The sequence below is a fragment of the Mycolicibacterium llatzerense genome (assembly GCF_000878195.1).
Taxonomy (GTDB): domain Bacteria; phylum Actinomycetota; class Actinomycetes; order Mycobacteriales; family Mycobacteriaceae; genus Mycobacterium; species Mycobacterium llatzerense.
Window position 1 is genome coordinate 54,162 of the sequence record NZ_JXST01000036.1, and the last position, 16,732, is coordinate 70,893.

15 protein-coding genes are annotated in these 16,732 nt (G+C 66.9%); 8 read left to right on the forward strand and 7 right to left on the reverse strand.

Going from position 1 to position 16,732, the window contains the following annotated elements; all coding sequences use genetic code 11:
- Position 1: 1 nt before the first annotated feature.
- On the forward strand, positions 2-1,078 hold the full coding sequence (locus tag TL10_RS22315) for an NAD(P)H-dependent amine dehydrogenase family protein (RefSeq protein WP_043390247.1): 1,077 nt from the start codon (positions 2-4) through the stop codon (positions 1,076-1,078).
- A gap of 49 nt (positions 1,079-1,127) precedes the next feature.
- Here the strand turns inward: TL10_RS22315 and clpB are convergent, their stop codons facing one another.
- Positions 1,128-3,674 (reverse strand): ATP-dependent chaperone ClpB, encoded by a 2,547-nt coding sequence (gene clpB / locus TL10_RS22320; protein ID WP_043390244.1) that lies wholly within the window; start codon positions 3,672-3,674, stop codon positions 1,128-1,130.
- Positions 3,675-3,864: 190 nt separating this feature from the next.
- Here clpB and TL10_RS22325 point away from each other — a divergent pair, with 190 nt between their 5' ends.
- From TL10_RS22325 to TL10_RS22345, 5 genes are read left to right on the forward strand one after another with little or no spacing between them, the layout of a single operon-like run.
- A complete protein-coding gene (locus tag TL10_RS22325) occupies positions 3,865-4,530 on the forward strand; it encodes a GAP family protein (RefSeq protein WP_043390242.1) in 666 nt (221 codons plus the stop codon).
- 15 nt (positions 4,531-4,545) lie between these two features.
- The gene (locus TL10_RS22330; protein ID WP_043390239.1) at positions 4,546-5,190 is read left to right on the forward strand and encodes a CYTH domain-containing protein; all 645 of its coding nucleotides are present in this window, start codon (positions 4,546-4,548) and stop codon (positions 5,188-5,190) included.
- Positions 5,180-6,346 (forward strand): FAD-binding oxidoreductase, encoded by a 1,167-nt coding sequence (locus TL10_RS22335; protein WP_043390236.1) that lies wholly within the window; start codon positions 5,180-5,182, stop codon positions 6,344-6,346. The genes TL10_RS22330 and TL10_RS22335 overlap by 11 nt, the downstream gene beginning before the upstream one ends.
- Before the next feature lie 14 nt (positions 6,347-6,360).
- Complete coding sequence (locus tag TL10_RS22340) at positions 6,361-7,260, forward strand: aldose 1-epimerase (protein ID WP_043390234.1); 900 nt, start codon at positions 6,361-6,363, stop codon at positions 7,258-7,260.
- Positions 7,261-7,297: 37 nt separating this feature from the next.
- The gene (locus TL10_RS22345; RefSeq protein ID WP_043390232.1) at positions 7,298-8,023 is read left to right on the forward strand and encodes a potassium channel family protein; all 726 of its coding nucleotides are present in this window, start codon (positions 7,298-7,300) and stop codon (positions 8,021-8,023) included.
- A 4-nt stretch (positions 8,024-8,027) separates the two neighbouring features.
- Here the strand turns inward: TL10_RS22345 and TL10_RS22350 are convergent, their stop codons facing one another.
- From TL10_RS22350 to TL10_RS22370, 5 genes are all read right to left on the reverse strand, one after another.
- On the reverse strand, positions 8,028-8,399 hold the full coding sequence (locus tag TL10_RS22350; RefSeq protein ID WP_043390230.1) for a heat shock protein transcriptional repressor HspR: 372 nt from the start codon (positions 8,397-8,399) through the stop codon (positions 8,028-8,030).
- Entirely contained in the window at positions 8,396-9,586 is a 1,191-nt protein-coding gene (gene dnaJ / locus TL10_RS22355) for a molecular chaperone DnaJ (protein WP_043390227.1), read from the reverse strand. Before dnaJ ends, TL10_RS22350 begins: the two co-directional genes overlap by 4 nt.
- 28 nt (positions 9,587-9,614) lie before the next feature.
- The gene (grpE, locus tag TL10_RS22360) at positions 9,615-10,253 is read right to left on the reverse strand and encodes a nucleotide exchange factor GrpE (protein WP_043390225.1); all 639 of its coding nucleotides are present in this window, start codon (positions 10,251-10,253) and stop codon (positions 9,615-9,617) included.
- Complete coding sequence (gene dnaK, locus TL10_RS22365; RefSeq protein WP_043390223.1) at positions 10,250-12,112, reverse strand: molecular chaperone DnaK; 1,863 nt, start codon at positions 12,110-12,112, stop codon at positions 10,250-10,252. The genes grpE and dnaK overlap by 4 nt, the downstream gene beginning before the upstream one ends.
- 191 nt (positions 12,113-12,303) lie before the next feature.
- Positions 12,304-12,951 (reverse strand): pyridoxamine 5'-phosphate oxidase family protein, encoded by a 648-nt coding sequence (locus TL10_RS22370; protein ID WP_043390220.1) that lies wholly within the window; start codon positions 12,949-12,951, stop codon positions 12,304-12,306.
- Between the two features lie 77 nt (positions 12,952-13,028).
- On the opposite strand from TL10_RS22370, the gene TL10_RS22375 reads away from it, so the two are divergent.
- Both TL10_RS22375 and TL10_RS22380 read left to right on the forward strand, forming a co-directional pair.
- Positions 13,029-14,438: an aminotransferase-like domain-containing protein gene (locus tag TL10_RS22375; RefSeq protein ID WP_052506507.1), complete on the forward strand. Its 1,410-nt coding sequence runs from the start codon at positions 13,029-13,031 to the stop codon at positions 14,436-14,438.
- A gap of 28 nt (positions 14,439-14,466) precedes the next feature.
- Positions 14,467-15,183, forward strand: coding sequence for an MBL fold metallo-hydrolase (locus TL10_RS22380; protein ID WP_043987392.1), 717 nt, complete (start codon positions 14,467-14,469; stop codon positions 15,181-15,183).
- Here TL10_RS22380 and TL10_RS22385 read toward each other — a convergent pair.
- Positions 15,180-16,631 carry an HNH endonuclease signature motif containing protein gene (locus TL10_RS22385; RefSeq protein ID WP_043987382.1) on the reverse strand — a complete coding sequence of 484 codons (1,452 nt, stop codon included), beginning with the start codon at positions 16,629-16,631 and terminating at the stop codon, positions 15,180-15,182. The two genes, TL10_RS22380 and TL10_RS22385, sit on opposite strands and share 4 nt — an antisense overlap.
- Between the last annotated feature and the right edge of the window lie 101 nt (positions 16,632-16,732).

Genomic DNA, 16,732 nt, shown 5'->3' on the forward strand with positions numbered 1-16,732 from the left:
GATGTCCAAGATTCGTGTCTTCCAGGTGGCGACCGGCAACGTCGGCACCGAGATGATCAAGCGCATCGACAAGCGCGACGGCCTCGAATTGGTCGGATTACATTGCTACACAACCGAAAAGGTGGGACGCGATGCCGGCGAGATCGCCGGGATCGGACCGATCGGCGTCGTCGCCACAGGGTCGGTCGATGACATCATCGCCGCGCGTCCCGACGTCCTCACCTTCCACGGCGTCTTCCCCGACGAGGACCTGTACGTGAAAGTCCTTGAGGCCGGGATCAATATCGTCACCACAGCGGACTGGATCACCGGCTGGCACCGCGACACCAACCACCCGCACCCCTCCGGCAAGCCGGTGTCGCAGCTGCTGGCCGAGGCGTGCGCCAAGGGCGGGTCGACGTTCTACGGCACCGGCATGAACCCCGGCGTCAATCAGATTCTGGGTGTGGTGTGCTCTGCCGACGTCGCCGAGATCGAGAACGTCACCACCATCGAGTCCGTCGACGTGTCCTGCCACCACAGCAAGGACACCTGGATCGAGGTGGGATATGGCCTTCCCGTTGATGATCCGTCGATCCCGGCCAAGCTGGAGAAGTACACCCGGGTGTTCGCCGACAGTGTGCTGATGATGGCCGACTGCTTCGGCCTCGAGCTCGACGAGGTGAAGTTCAGTGCTGAGCTCGGCGCCTGCACCAAGGATGTCGACCTGGGCTGGTACACGCTGCCCAAAGGATCGTTGGGCGGCAACTACATCAAGTACCAGGGCATGGTCGACGGCGTGCCGCGCATCGAGACCCATCTCGAATGGCAGATGACGCCGCACACCGAACCGAACTGGAACATCAAGGGCTGCTACATCACTCAGATCAAGGGCGACCCGTGCGTCTATAACAAGCACATGATCTACCCGAAACCCGGTGTGGACCTGTCGAATCCGGAGTCCTTCGCCTCGATCGGGATGACGGTCACCGGGCTACCCGCACTCAACGTCATCGCCTCGGTGGTCAAGGCACCGCCCGGACTGCTCACGAGCGCCGACGTGCCACTGCGTGGATTCGCCGGCCGCTTCAACATCTAAAAAAGCCCCGCCACACGAAATGTGTGACGGGGCTTTCCCATAACTCAACTCAGCCGAGCACCAGGCTGTCACCGTCGGCGCTGAGGCTGACCGGCACGACGTCGCCGTCGTGCACCTCGCCGGCCAGCAGCTTCCTGGCCAACTGGTCGCCGATGGCCTGCTGCACCAGGCGGCGCAGCGGACGGGCGCCGTACAGCGGGTCGAAGCCGCGGTCACCCAGCCACTTCTTGGCCTCCAGCGACACCTCGAGCGTCAACCGCCGCTGCGCCAGCCGCTTCTGCAGCTGAGCCAGCTGGATGTCGACGATCCGCACCAGCTCCTCGGGCTTGAGCGCCTCGAAGATGATGACGTCGTCCAGGCGGTTGATGAACTCGGGCTTGAACCGCGAGCGCACCGCCGCCATCACCTGCTCCTCGGTGCCCCCCGCGCCCAGGTTGGACGTGAGGATGAGGATGGTGTTGCGGAAGTCGACCGTGCGGCCCTGACCGTCGGTCAACCGGCCGTCGTCGAGCACCTGCAGCAGGATGTCGAACACGTCCGGGTGCGCCTTCTCGATCTCATCGAACAGCACCACCGAATACGGCCGGCGGCGTACCGCCTCGGTCAGCTGGCCACCGGCGTCGTATCCGACGTAGCCCGGAGGGGCACCGACGAGCCGAGCCACGGCGTGCTTCTCGCTGTACTCGCTCATGTCGATGCGGATCATGGCGCGCTCGTCGTCGAAGAGGAACTCCGCCAGCGCCTTGGCCAGCTCGGTCTTTCCGACACCGGTCGGGCCCAGGAACATGAACGAGCCCGTCGGCCGGTTGGGATCGGCGACCCCCGCCCGGCTGCGACGCACCGCGTCGGAGACGGCCTGGACGGCGAGCTCCTGACCGATCACCCGGTTCCCCAGCTCGGTCTCCATGCGCAGCAGCTTGGCGGTCTCGCCTTCCATCATCCGACCGGCCGGGATGCCGGTCCACGCCGACACCACATCAGCGATGTCGTCGGGGCTGACCTCCTCCTTGAGCATGACGTTCTCGCGGGCCTCGGCGACCGGCAACGCGGCGTCGAGCTGCTTCTCGAGCTGTGGGATCCGGCCGTACCGAAGCTCGGCGGCCTTGGCCAGGTCGCCGTCGCGCTCGGCCCGGTCAGCCGCACCGCGCAGGTCTTCCAGCTGTTCCTTGAGCTCGCGGACGATGTCGATGGCGTTCTTCTCGTTCTGCCACCGGGTGGTCAGCTCGGCCAGCTTCTCCTTGTAGTCGGCCAGCTCCGAACGCAGCTTCTCCAGCCGTTCCTTGGAGGCGTCGTCCTCTTCCTTGGACAGCGCCATCTCCTCGATCTCGAGGCGACGGACCAGCCGCTCCACCTCGTCGATCTCGACGGGCCGAGAGTCGATCTCCATGCGCAACCGCGACGCGGCCTCGTCGACGAGGTCGATGGCCTTGTCCGGCAGGAACCGGCTGGTGATGTAGCGGTCCGACAACGTGGCCGCCGCGACCAGCGCGGAGTCGGTGATGCGCACGCCGTGGTGCACCTCGTAGCGCTCCTTGAGGCCGCGGAGGATGCCGACGGTGTCGTCGACCGACGGCTCGCCGACCAGCACCTGCTGGAACCGGCGCTCCAGGGCGGCGTCCTTCTCGATGTACTTGCGGTACTCATCGAGCGTGGTCGCGCCGACCAGCCGCAGCTCGCCGCGGGCCAGCATCGGCTTGATCATGTTGCCGGCGTCCATCGCGGACTCACCGGTCGCGCCGGCACCCACGATGGTGTGCAACTCGTCGATGAAGGTGATGACCTGCCCCGCCGAGTTCTTGATGTCGTCGAGCACGGCCTTGAGCCGCTCCTCGAATTCACCGCGGTACTTGGCGCCGGCCACCATGGACCCGAGGTCCAGGGAGACGACGGTCTTGTCGCGCAGGCTCTCCGGCACGTCGCCGGCGATGATGCGCTGGGCCAGGCCCTCGACGATCGCGGTCTTACCGACGCCGGGCTCACCGATCAACACCGGGTTGTTCTTGGTGCGCCGGCTCAGGACCTGGACCACGCGACGAATCTCGTTGTCGCGTCCGATGACCGGGTCGAGCTTGCCTTCTCGGGCACGCGCGGTCAGGTCGGTGGAGTACTTCTCCAGCGCCTGGTAGCTGCCCTCGGGATCGGGGCTGGTGACGCGGGCACTGCCGCGGACCTTCACGAACGCGTCGCGCAGCGTCTGCGGCGCGGCGCCGTGGTTGACCAGAATCTTGGCGACGTCGGAGTCGCCGCTGGCCAGGCCGTACAGCAGGTGCTCGGTGGAGACGTATTCGTCGTCCATCTCGGTGGCCAGGTGCTGGGCGGCGGTCAGGGCCGCGACCGACTCACGGGACAATTGCGGCGTCGAGTTGGCGCCACTGGCACTGGGCAGCTGGTCGATCAGCCGCTGAGCCTCGGCCCGGATGGTCGCGGGCTCGACGCCGACGGCCTCCAGCAGGGGTGCGGCAATGCCGTCGTTCTGGGTCAGCAGAGCCATCAACAAGTGCGCCGGACGGATCTCCGGGTTTCCGGCGGCTGTCGCCGCCTGCAACGCTGAGGTCAGCGCCGCCTGAGTCTTCGTGGTCGGGTTGAACGAGTCCACGACACCTCCCTTTCGTCTACAGAAAAATGCTTGTCGCTGATTTCAACGCCGTCAAGGTTGAGTCTGTTCCGCTCAAGTCTAGGAAATTTCCACCAGTTTTCAATACGGCCACAAGACCCTTTCACGACGGCCCGAATGCCTTTCCGCGCGATCCCCGTCCATACTGGTCGCGACACGAAGGGGGCAGTGAATGACTGACTGGGTTTCGGTCCTGACCGAACTGATTCCCCTGGCCCTCGTGATCGCGCTGTCGCCACTGTCGATCATTCCCGCAGTGCTCGTGCTGCAATCACCCCACGCCCGCATCACCGGTCTGACTTTCCTCGCCGGGTGGCTGGTCACCATCGCGGTACTCACCGGCGTGTTCGTCCAACTGTCCGGACTGATGCCCGCGGCCGGCCACCCGTCGACCACGGCGTCGTGGGTGCGCATCGTGATCGGCGCCCTGCTGGTCGCCTTCGGTATCTACCGGTGGGCCACCCGCAAGCACGACGCCCACGAGCCGGCCTGGATGCGCAAGCTGACCACCGTCACTCCGGCACGGGGATTCGTGACCGCGGCGGTACTCGCGGTGGTGAACCCCAAGGTGCTCTTCATGTGCGTCGCGGCCGGCCTGGCGATCAGCACCGACGAACTCCCGCAAGCGGCGACCTGGGCGTCGGTGCTGTATTTCGCGGTGGTGGCAGGCAGTTCGGTCGCCATCCCGGTCCTGACCTACGTCGCCGCCGGTGAACGACTGGACCCGGCCATGGCCCGTCTCGGCGCCTGGCTGCACCGTCAGCACGCCGTGCTGGTCGCCGGAATCCTGATCATCATCGGACTCCTCGTGGCATACAAGGGTCTCAGCCACCTCTAGGACTACCGTCTAAGCATGTCCGAATCCGGCTTCGGCGATTTCGAGTTCGAACGAAAGTTCCTCGTCCGCGACCTGCCCGCTGTCACCGCGTCCGACCCGACCCCTGCCCTGATCGTGCAGGCATACCTGTTCGCGTCCGACGGCTACGCCGTCCGCGTGCGCGTCCAGGGGCCCGCCCCCGCCGATCTGAGCAATGCGGCGATCGACCTCATCGAAGCCATCAGTGAGGACTCGATCGGCACCATGACCGCCAAGGGCCCGGCCGCGGGCGGCACCCGCTACGAGGCCGAGCGCGAACTCGATCCGCTGGTGGCCGGCGAAATCGTCCGTCGCGCCGACCATGTCGTCACCAAGGTGCGGTACTCGGTGTGGCTGGGCGAGGACGGCTGGATCATCGACCGATTCCTGAACGGCAATGCCCCGCTGCTGTTGGCCGAGGTCGAGCGCGGCGGACCGGTGGTCGACCTGGCCATCCCGACGTTCTGCGTCACCGAAGTGTCCGAGGACGACCGGTTCCGGAACGAATACCTGGCGCACCAGCCGTACGGCACGTGGGCCGACGCGCACCGGCGCGAACTCGACCTGCTGGGCCCTACCTTCGTCAGCACGTTGGGGCAGAACCACTTCGACACCACCTCGCCGATGCCTGATGGGGCTTGACGACCGCGACGCCCTGATGACGGTGCGCGCCGCGGTCGACCCCGCGCACGGCGGGGACGACGTGATCGGCCGCTTCTACAACCGGTGGTTCGCCAGCGACCTGTCGGCGCGCGACCTGTTCCCCCCGGAGCTGGCCACGCAGCGCACCGCCTTCAGCCAGGCGCTGTTCTGGGTGCTCGGTGAGTTCATCGAGCAGCGCGCCGAGGAACCGGTCGCGTTCCTGGCGCAGCTCGGCCGGGATCACCGTAAATACGGTGTCGGGCAACAGCATTACGCGGCGCTGCACGACGCACTGCTGGCCACTCTGCGCGACGAGCTCGGCGCGAGCTGGGATGCTCGGGTCGCCGAGGCCACCACGCACGCCGTGGATCTGATCGTCGGGGTCATGCGCGGCGCCGCCGATTCCGAACAGACCCCGCCCTACGTCGACGGCACCGTCGTCGAGCATCTGCGCGTCACCCGCGACGTGTCGGTGGTGCGGCTGCAACTGGACCAGGCCCTGTCGTATCACGCCGGCCAGTACGTCGCGGTGCAGGTGCCGCAGTGGCCGCGGCGCTGGCGGCACCTGAGTCCGTCGATGCCGTCCGATGCCAGTGGTGCCATCGAGTTCCACATCCGGTCAGTGAGCGGCGGCATGGTGAGCACCGCGATCGTCAACCAGACCGCACCCGGTGACCGCTGGCGACTGTCCAATCCCCATGGCGGCATGCATGTTTCGCGCTCCGACGGCGATGTGCTCATGGTTGCCGGCAGCACCGGCCTGGCCCCACTGCGCGCGCTGCTGATGAACCTGTGCCGCGAGGCCGAGAACCCGCGCGTGCACCTGTTCTTCGGCGGCCGCTACCCCTGCGACCTCTACGACCTGCGCACGCTGTGGGAGATCGCCGCCACCAATCCGTGGCTGTCGGTCACGCCGGTGTCCGAATACACCAGTGACCCACCGTGGGCCGACGATTACCCCGACGTACAGCCGCCGCGCGGACTGCACGTCCGGCAGACAGGGCTGCTGCCCGACGTGGTGACCAGCTACGGCAGCTGGGGCGACCGGCAGATCCTGCTGTGCGGCGGCCCGCAGATGGTCACCGCGACCAAAGCCGCCCTGATCGCCAAAGGCGCACCACCAGAACGCATTCAGCACGATCCGTTGGCCCACTGACGCTGGAGGAACCGATGGCCGAACTCGACACCGTCGTACTGAGCGACTCCGAGTCCACGATGACGGCGACGTTCGTCCCCGCCGCCGGCATGATCGGCACGTCGTTTTCCGATGGCGATGTCGAGTTCCTCGGCCAGCGGCGCGGCCTGGCTGCCTACCTGACCAACGCCAAGACCATGGGCATCCCGCTGCTGTATCCGTGGGCGAATCGGTTGGGCGCCACCACCTATGACGTCGACGGCGCGGTCGTCACGTTGACGCCCGGCTCCGGCGGCGTACGCGTCGACGCCCATGGCTCACCCATGCACGGCGTCCTGGCCGCCTACCCGGGCTGGGTGATCACCGAGCAGTCGCCGAACTCAGTAACTGCCGCAGTCGATTTCAACCGGCCGGGCCTGCTGGCGTCGTTCCCGTTCCCGCATGTGCTGACGCAACGCGTCACGTTGGTGGGCCGCAGGTTGGCGGTCGAGACCACCGTCCGGCCGTCCACGTCCGCGGCGGTTCCGCTGTGCTTCGGCTATCACCCGTACCTGACCATTCCCGGCGTGCCTCGGCAAGATTGGGTGCTGGAGACGCCCGCAATGCGGCACCTGCCGACCGATGATCGCGGGTTGCCTTCCGGCGTGGTTGAGGCTTGGCCGGCGAGTTCCGCGCCGCTCGGCGACACCGCCTACGACGACGGTTTCGACCAGGTGCCCGACGGCGCGCAATTCATTCTGAGCGGCGGCGACCACCGGATCACGGTGACGTTCGAAACCGGCTACCCCGCCGCGCAACTGTTCGCGCCGCCCGGCGACGCGCTGGTGGCCATCGAGCCCATGGCCGCGCCCACCGATGCGCTGCGTCGCGGCGGTTATCGCGTCGCGTCCCCGGGCCGACCAGCGGTGGCGCGCTTCTCCATCTCGGTCAACTGAGTTCCGAAATGTTCGCCGGTGCCGCACACTTTCTGACGTGACTACGCAAGACCGCCTCGACAGGTGGGAACATCGGGCCGAATGGCCGCTCGCCGCGGTTGCCGCGGTGTTCCTGGCCGCGTACAGCGTGGAGGTCCTCGCTCAGCCGCACGGACTGGTCGCGCGGCTCGTGACGTTGGCGACCCTATTGGCGTGGGCGGTGTTCACCGCCGACTACGCGGCGCGGCTGTACCTCGCGCCCGACCGTAAGCAGTGGTTCTTCCGGCATCTGGTGGACCTGGCCATCGTGCTGCTGCCGCTGCTGCGGCCGCTTCGACTGCTGCGCCTGGTCGTCCTGGTCGGTGCCCTGCAGAAAGCCCTCGGCAGCGCCATCCGGGGCAAGGTGATCATCTACACCATCTCCGGTGCCGTGCTGCTCGTGTACGTCGGGGCGCTGGCGGTATACGAAGCCGAACGCAGCGCACCGGACGCCCACATCACCAGCTTCGGACTCGCGGTGTGGTGGGCGATGACCACGATCACCACCGTCGGCTACGGCGATATGTATCCCGTCACCACCACCGGCCGAGTCATGGCCAGCCTCATGATGATTGGCGGCATCAGCCTGGTCGGTTCGATCACCGCGACCATCGCATCGTGGATCGTGCAGACCGTGTCGGACGACGACCAGAAACAAGACGCCGTGACAGCAGCGCACATCGAAGACCTTCGGGGCGAAATTGCCCAACTGCGGGATTTGTTGCGCGACAGGGTGGCTGACTGAACGCCTAGCCCCGCTGCGAACTACCGCCCCGCCGCGGCTGCCACAGCACCAATGCGGTGCTGGGCTTGCGGACGCGTTCGAGTTCGGCGGTCACCTCGGCGAGCCGGGACTGCAGCGCCTCGACCTGATTGGTCAGTTCGATGATGCGCTTGATGCCGGCCAGGTTGACGCCCTCGTCCTGGGACAGGCGCTGCACCTCGCGCAGCAGGTCGACGTCGTGCTGCGAGTACCGCCGCCCGCCGCCCGAGGTGCGCTCGGGGCTGACCAGGCCGAGCCGGTCGTATGTACGCAGCGTCTGCGCGTGCATACCGGCCAGCTCGGCGGCCACCGAAATCAGGAAGGTGCGGGCTTCCTCGGCCTTGCGCCGGGCGCTCATAGCGACCCGGCCCATCCTGCCCGTGGATCAAATCCACTGGCCCGCTCCGCCTTTGCGTACGTCTCGAGCGCCTCGGCCGCTTCACCTTCGAGGTTCGGCGGCACGGCCACCTTCACGGTCACCAGCAGGTCGCCATGACCAGCGTCGGTGCCGCGCTTGGGCACACCGCGCCCACGCACCCGCAGGATGCGTCCATCGGAGGTCCCCTTCGGCACCCGAACACCGACCTTACCTTCCAGCGTCGGCACGGAAAGCGTTGTCCCCAAAGCCAACTCGTGGAAGCTCACCGGAACGGTGACGGTCAGGTCGTCGCCGTCGCGCCCGAACACCTTGTCGGGCCGGACGTGCACGGTGACGTACAGGTCGCCCGAGGGCGCCCCGCGAAGACCCGCCTCACCTTGGCCGGCGAGCCGGATGCGCTGACCGTCGGTCACGCCCGGCGGGATGCGCACGTTGATGGTGCGCGTCCGAGTCGAGACGCCGGTGCCTTTGCACTCGTCACACGGGTGCTCAATGATCGAGCCGGTGCCGCGACAATCGGTGCACGGCTCCGAGAAGCCGAACGCGCCCTGGTTGCGGTTGATGACGCCCGCGCCGTTGCAGTTCGGGCACACCTTCGGGCTGGTGCCCGGACGCGCGCCGCTGCCGTGGCAGTTGGTGCATGGTGCCGGGCTGGTCAGGCGCAGCGGCATCGCCACGCCCTTGGTCGCTTCCAGGAAGCTCAGCTCGGTTTCGGTTTCCAGGTCGTTGCCGCGGCGCGGACGGCTGGGACGCGGCTGCTGCGCACCCCGGCCGAACAGGCCGCCGAACAGGTCACCGATGTTGGCGCCGCCGGTCTGCCCCGCCTGGTCGAACAGGTCGCCCAGGTTGAAGTCCGACGTCTCGCCGCCGAAACCTCCGAAGCCGCCACCGCCACCGCCGCCACCGAAGCGGCGGCCGAATCCACCGTTGGCGAAAAGCCGCCGGGTTTCGTCGTATTCGGCACGCTTGGCGTCGTCGGTCAGAACTTCCTTGGCTTCGGTCGCCGCTTTGTAGCGATCCTCGGCTGCCGGGTTGTTCGGGTTGCGGTCCGGATGGTTGTCGGCCAGCACCTTGCGCGCGGCGCGCTTGATCTCATCCTTCGTGGCGTCAGAGGTGACGCCGAGTTCCTTGTAGAAGTCCTTCTCGACCCATTCCCGTTGAGCCATGTCGCGTCACCTCCTCAGCGTCGCTCGGTTATTCGTTTGATTGTGGTTTCTGTTCAGTCGCAGCGGTGGCATTGGCGGGCGTGTCGGGCGCATCAGCTGCGGGTTCGGCGTCGACGACACCGACCATCGCGTGCCGCAGCACCTGCTCACCGAGCTTGTAACCGCGACGCATGACAGTGCCCAACACCGGGTTGGAGCCGTCGCCCTCGTGCTGAACGGCCTCGTGCAGCGACGGGTCGAACTCGTCGCCCTCGGCGCCGAACGCCGAGAGACCGAGGCTGTCGAGCGCGCCGGAAAGCTTGTCCGCCACTGACTTCAGCGGCCCGGACTCCAGATCTCCGTGGGCGCGAGCCCGCTCGAGATCGTCGAGCACCGGCAAGAACTGCTGCACGACAATGCCTTTGGCCCGTTCGGCCGCGGCCTGCTCCTGACGGATCGCCCGCTTGCGGTAGTTGTCGTACTCAGCCTTGAGTCGCTGCAGGTCTGCCTTGAGCTCTGCGGCTTCGTCGGACACCGGAGCCTCGGCTTCCTCAGCGGAGGCCGGGGCCTCCGGCGTCGACCCCTCAGGGGCCGACGCCGGAGCGCCCTCACGCTTTTCGCCGGTTTCCGGATCGATGCGCCGCTTGTCGGTGATGGTCACCGGCTCGTGCGAATCGTCTTGGCTCACTTGTGCTCCTGATCGTCCTCGACGACCTCGGCGTCCACGACGTTGTCGTCGGCAGCGGCGGCACCGGGAGCGCCAGCGCCCGCACCGGCGGCCTGCTCAGCCTGGGTGGCCTCGTAGATCGCCTGGCCCAGGGCCTGGCTCTCGACGCCCAGCTTCTCCATGGCCGTCTTGATGGCGGCGATGTCGGTGCCGGCGAGCGCGGTCTTGGCCTCGGCGATGGCACCGTCGACCTTGGTCAAGGTGTCCTCGGGAACCTTCGAGCCGCCCTCGGCTTCGCGCTGGTCCTTGACGAACTTCTCCGTCTGGTAGACGAGCGACTCGGCCTGGTTGCGGACGTCAGCCTCTTCGCGACGCTTCTTGTCCTCTTCGGCGTGCGCCTCGGCGTCCTTGATCATCCGGTCGATCTCGTCCTGCGACAGGCCCGAGCCTTCCTGGATCTTGATCGTGTTTTCCTTGCCCGTGCCCTTGTCCTTGGCGGTCACGTGCACGATGCCGTTGACGTCGATGTCGAAGGTGACCTCGATCTGCGGCACGCCACGCGGGGCCGGCGGGATGCCGGTCAGCTCGAAGCTGCCGAGCAGCTTGTTGTGCGCGGCGATCTCACGCTCACCCTGGAAGACCTGAATCTGCACCGACGGCTGGTTGTCATCGGCCGTGGTGAAGGTCTCGGACCGCTTGGTCGGGATGGTGGTGTTGCGCTCGATCAGCTTGGTCATCACGCCACCCTTGGTTTCGATACCGAGGGACAGCGGGGTGACGTCAAGCAGCAGAACGTCTTTCACCTCACCCTTGAGCACACCGGCCTGCAGGGCGGCACCGACGGCCACGACCTCGTCCGGGTTGACGCCCTTGTTGGGCTCCTTGCCACCGGTCAGTTCCTTGACCAGTTCGGTGACGGCGGGCATACGGGTCGAGCCACCGACGAGGACCACGTGGTCGATGTCGGAGACCGAGATGCCGGCGTCCTTGATGACGGACTGGAACGGCTGGCGGGTCCGGTCGAGCAGGTCCTGCGTGATGCGCTGGAACTCGGCACGGGTCAGCTGCTCGTCGAGGAACAGCGGGTTCTTGTCGGCGTCGACGGTGATGTAGGGCAGGTTGATCGAGGTGCTCTGGCTCGAGCTCAGTTCGATCTTGGCCTTCTCCGCAGCCTCACGCAGACGCTGCATCGCCATCTTGTCCTTGGTCAGGTCAATGCCACTGGTGGCCTTGAACTTGTCGACCAGCCACTGCACGATGCGCTCGTCCCAGTCGTCACCACCGAGGTGGTTGTCACCGGAGGTCGCCTTGACCTCGACGACGCCCTCGCCGATTTCCAGCAGCGAGACGTCGAAGGTGCCACCACCGAGGTCGAAGACCAGGATGGTCTGTTCCTTCTCGCCCTTGTCCAGGCCGTAGGCCAGGGCGGCCGCAGTCGGCTCGTTGACGATGCGCAGCACGTTGAGGCCGGCGATCTGGCCGGCTTCTTTGGTGGCCTGACGCTGAGCGTCGTTGAAGTAGGCCGGGACAGTGATCACGGCGTCGGTGATGTCCTCACCGAGGTACGCCTCCGCGTCACGCTTCAGCTTCTGCAGCGTGCGCGCGCTGATCTCCTGCGAGGTGTAGTTCTTGCCGTCGATCTCGACGGTCCAGTCAGTGCCGATATGACGCTTGACCGAACGGATCGTCCGGTCGACGTTGGTCACTGCCTGGTTCTTCGCGGGCTGGCCGACCAGCACCTCGCCGTTACGCGCGAACGCGACGACCGACGGGGTGGTCCGGGAGCCCTCAGAGTTGGCTACGACGACGGGATCGCCGCCCTCCAGCACCGAGACGCAAGAGTTGGTGGTCCCGAGGTCGATACCGACCGCACGAGCCATAGTGATGCCTCCTGATAGACATTGTTGGGTGATCTGAGCGAACTGCGCTCAAGCTTGCTATCGGACGGGGCCGTCTGTCAAGCCGAACTTGAGCCTGGTGCACTCAACTTGTTGTCGGTGAGTCCAACAGGGGCACTTCCCGATCTATTCCCGATTCCCCAAAAATGTCTATCCGGCGCTACCCGCGCAGGTCAGGCACCTCCCGCAGCGACCATCGCCCGCACAGACTCCGGCAACTCCGCCGTCGACCACTCCGCCCGCTGCGGTGCGCCGTAGGTGACAGAGAACGGCACGATGCCGGCCCAGGCGGTGGTTTCCTCGTCCGGTTCGTCGACGGGGCCGCCGTTGACCTTGTACACCCAGTCGCCGTCGACGATCGGCAGGGAGATGACATTGGTCGCCGCGATCTCCTTGGGCAACATCGCACGTACCTCCGCAGTGCGTCCGGGGATCAGCAGCTCACTGAACCGCTCGAGCAGGGCTTCTCGATCCTCGCGGCCGGCGGGTTCCGCCTCGCCGTACAGCACCGCCGAGCGATAGTGCACCGAGGAGTCAAAGGTGCTGTGCGCCACCACAAGTGCATCCATGGCCGTGACACAGAAGGCGACCTGCGCGCCCTTGCCCTTGACGCCCAGCGCACCCGCGCCAGTCGAACCGTGAATGAGAATCCGGTCCTCGTGACGGACGTACAGCGTCGGCACGGCGAGCGGTCTGACCTTGCCGTTCGGACGGGCCACTGCGCCGACGTTCAGCACGCCCCACCACTGTTCGTCGAGGAACTCTTCGAGAGCGGCGCGGGCCGTGGACTGCCGACCGTACTTGCGGGTGAGCTTTTCCATGATTCAAGATCACCATGATTGCGGACTGGTTGGAATAGCCGGAAACGCAATTTTCGAGAGGCCACTATTCTGGCGGGATGGCCCGCCACACCCGGGCGGTGCATCTGCCGCTCGACACCACCGACCTGAGCGCCAGAGCGATCGCGAGTCAGCTGGTGGCTCTGATCGCCGCCGGACAGGTCGGCGACGGGGACTGGCTCCCGTCGACCCGTGCATTTGCCCACGAGCTCGGGGCCTCACGAACCATGGTCGCTGCCGCCTACGACGAGCTGGTCGCTGCCGGATTCCTCGAAGGTGTGCCCGGCGCCGGAACTCGGACGACGGCCGGCGCCACGGCGGCCGCCAGGGCCGGACTATCCAGCCGCGCGCCGCGCCTCGACGAGAACGTCGTGCCGGCACCTCCTACCCCGGCGCACCAGACCGACTCCGTTGTTGACCTGCGCCCCGGCTCCCCGGATACCGGGCTCATCGACATGCGGGCCTGGACCCGCGCGTGGCGGACGGCGGCTTCGTCCCAGCCCACGACGCTGTCTCCGTGGCAGGGCGCCGACGACGCCTTCACCGCCGCCATGTCCCACCATCTCCGGATCAGCCGCGGCATCGATACCGACACGGTTTTCGACGTTCCCGGGTCGACTGCCGCGTTTCAGACACTGGCCGCTGTGAGCGGCCTGAACCGCTGCTATCTCGAATCGCCCTGCTACCCCGCCGCGGCCGAGGAATTCACCCGCGCCGGTCTGCACCCGATCTTCGTACCCGTCGACCACGACGGGCTGTGCGTCGACGAACTCGGCGACGAGGCCGGCATCGTCTACACGACACCGGCACACCAGTACCCGCTCGGGCACCGGCTCTCGGTGAATCGACGCGCCAAGTTGGTCGCGTGGGCCAAGCGGACCGGGTCGATCGTCATCGAAGACGACTACGACGGCGAGTTTCGCTACGGCGTTGCCCCCTTGCCCGCAATCCGGTCGATACCGGGCGCAGGGGAACACGTCGCCTACGTCGGCACCGCGTCGAAAATCCTCGCGCCGAGTCTGGGCGCCGCCTGGTTGGTGCCGCCACTGCCCCTGCGCGACGCGGTTCAGACCTACCTCCGCGACCACCGGATCGCGGTATCCGCCATCACGCGCGGCGCCCTCACGGAGTTGATCACCGCCGGCGAACTGCAACGACACCTCGCCCGGGCCGGCCGCGAATACCGTTGCCGCCGAGACATTTTGATCACCGAACTCGAAGCACGCTGCCCGCACCTTGAGGTGCTCGGCGTTCAGGCTGGTCTGCATGTCGCCATCCTGCTGCCGCGTGACCGTCGCGACCGCGACGTGGCCGAACGCCTGAAGGCCGACGGCCTCCTCGTCGCGCCGCTGTCAGACTTTCCCCAGCGGGCCGACTCCGTGATCAATGGCCTCGCGGTCGGCTTCGCGCAGATCGACCGATCGACTGCGAAGCGCTTTGCTGATTCCGTCGCCGCGGCGCTCAACTAGGGCGCACCATGGGCAGATGAATGCCGAACTGAGCACGGCAGTCGACGAGATTGCCCCCGATATCTACCGGCTATCCACCTGGATTCCTGGCATCACCGAGAACGGCTTCACGTTCAACCAATTCCTCCTGACCGGCGACGAGCCATTCCTCTTCCATTGCGGCCAACGGCAGCTGTTCCCGATGGTGTCGCAGGCGATCAGCCAGGTCATCCCACTACCCAAGCTGCGCTGGATCTCGTTCGGACATCTGGAGGCCGACGAGTGCGGCGCGATGAACCTGCTGCTGGCCGCCGCCCCGCACGCCGAGGTTGTGCACGGCGGTCTCGCGTTGATGCTGTCACTGGTCGACATGTGCGACCGCCCACCCGTCGCCGCCCCTGTTGACACGCTGGATATCGGCGGACACCGGCTGCGATTCATCGCCACCCCGCACGTTCCCCACAATTGGGAAGCGGGCCTGTGGTTCGACGAGACCACTTCTACCCTGCTCGCCGGCGACCTCCTGACCCACACCGGCCGATGCCCGGCGTTGACCGAATCCGATTGCGTGGCACCGGCCTTGGAGGCCGAATCCATCTTCCACGCCACCGGCCTCACGACGAACCTAGCGCCAACACTCGAGCAGCTCGCCGCCCTGAATCCGTCGACCCTGGCCCTCATGCACGGCTCGTCCTATACCGGCGACGGCGCCGCCCAATTGCGAGCGCTCGCCGAGGGCTACGCCCAAATGGCAGCCACCGCCTAGAACGGCGCCGGTTCATCCCATTCCTCTGCGGCTAAGGCCATTTCGAGTTCACGACACCGGCGCCATTCCTCGGAGGCGATGCGTTCTTCGTTGACCATCCGGGCTTCGTTCGCCCATTGTTGGCGTTCCTGGGCTCGGGTGCGATTGCGTTTGGGCATGCAGTATCCCCGTCCCGGTTTGCGCACCGGCTCCCCAGTGATTTCGGGAGTTCCGGTCGGCTTGCCGAGTTGCGGGTACCAGTGCGCACCGTCAGGTTTGGTGACGTAGGTGTGCCCGGTGGGCGCGGTCCACACCACGGTCCCGTCCGGGAACTGGTGATCGGTCCAACCGTGGAACGTTTTGAGCAAGTGGTGAAATCGGCACAGGCACTTGAGGTTTGACGGATGCGTCGGCCCGGCTGGGTAGGGCACGGTGTGGTCGATGTCGCAGGCTTCAGCAGGCCGGTCACAGTCGAGGAAGCGGCACGTCAGGTCGCGGCAGCGCACGAACTCGGCGAGCGTGGCCGACGGCCGGTACCGCGGTTCGATGACATCCGGCGGGATGCGCACCTGCCGCAGCGTCGCACCTTCGGCGAGTTGGGCCACCTGGTCGGCCGGGATCTGCCCGTACCCGGGCAGGAATCCCGGCGCACCACCGTCGAGGGCGTCGGCGGTGGTGATCACGTGGATCACCGCGCGGGTCCCGACCGTCGGCGCCGGCAGCTCCACCCCGGTGGCGGGGCAGTCGGCGTCGCCGCACTGGCATTGCAGCCGGTCACCCCGGGCCAGGGCGTCGATCGCGGCGGCGCGGCGCTGGTCATGGCTGCGCGGATCATTGCGGCACACACTCTTGGCCAGGTCATCGAGGGCGGCGTCCAGCACGGCGGCGGTCGCCGCATCCACCGTTCCGCAGACGCTGGCGCATCCCGGGCCGGACGCGCGAATGTCGAGGTAGCGGGCCTGCGACGGAGGCCGTGGGGCATGCACCCCCGCCTGGTCGGACGCGGCGATGATCGCGTCGATGCGTTGTTCCACCTTCGGTTTCGACAACCGGCCCCAGGACACGATCTTGGCCGCAAGGTCAGCGTCGACCTGCTGGGCAACGTCGTCGTCGATGATCAGGTCGGTGCGCGAGACGATCATCGCGACCAGCACCGCATCGATCAGGCCTTTGGCATACACCGCCGCCACTTTCGGCAGCCGGGTGCGCAGCATCACCGCCCGGTCCACCTGCGCCTGCGCCCGCTTGCGGGACACCCCGAGAGCGGCGGCGACCTCGACCACCAGCCCGCAATACCCGTCGATCGCCCAATACCGCTTTTCCACATCATCATCAGGCGCCCGCAGCGCCCACAGGTCACCGATCGCGGCCAGGCGACGGGCACCGGCGGCGTTCTCTTCCCGGGTGGCGAGGGTGATCGCGTCGACCGCCGCGGGCGCGGCGTGGGGATCACCATTAGATTCGAACATACGTACTGCTTATCTGCTTAATTGGACCTATGCTGGTCAGCATGGGTACTGCAGAGGGTGGGCCGGTCGGCGGGGTCGACTATCCGCGCACGTTCCAGGAG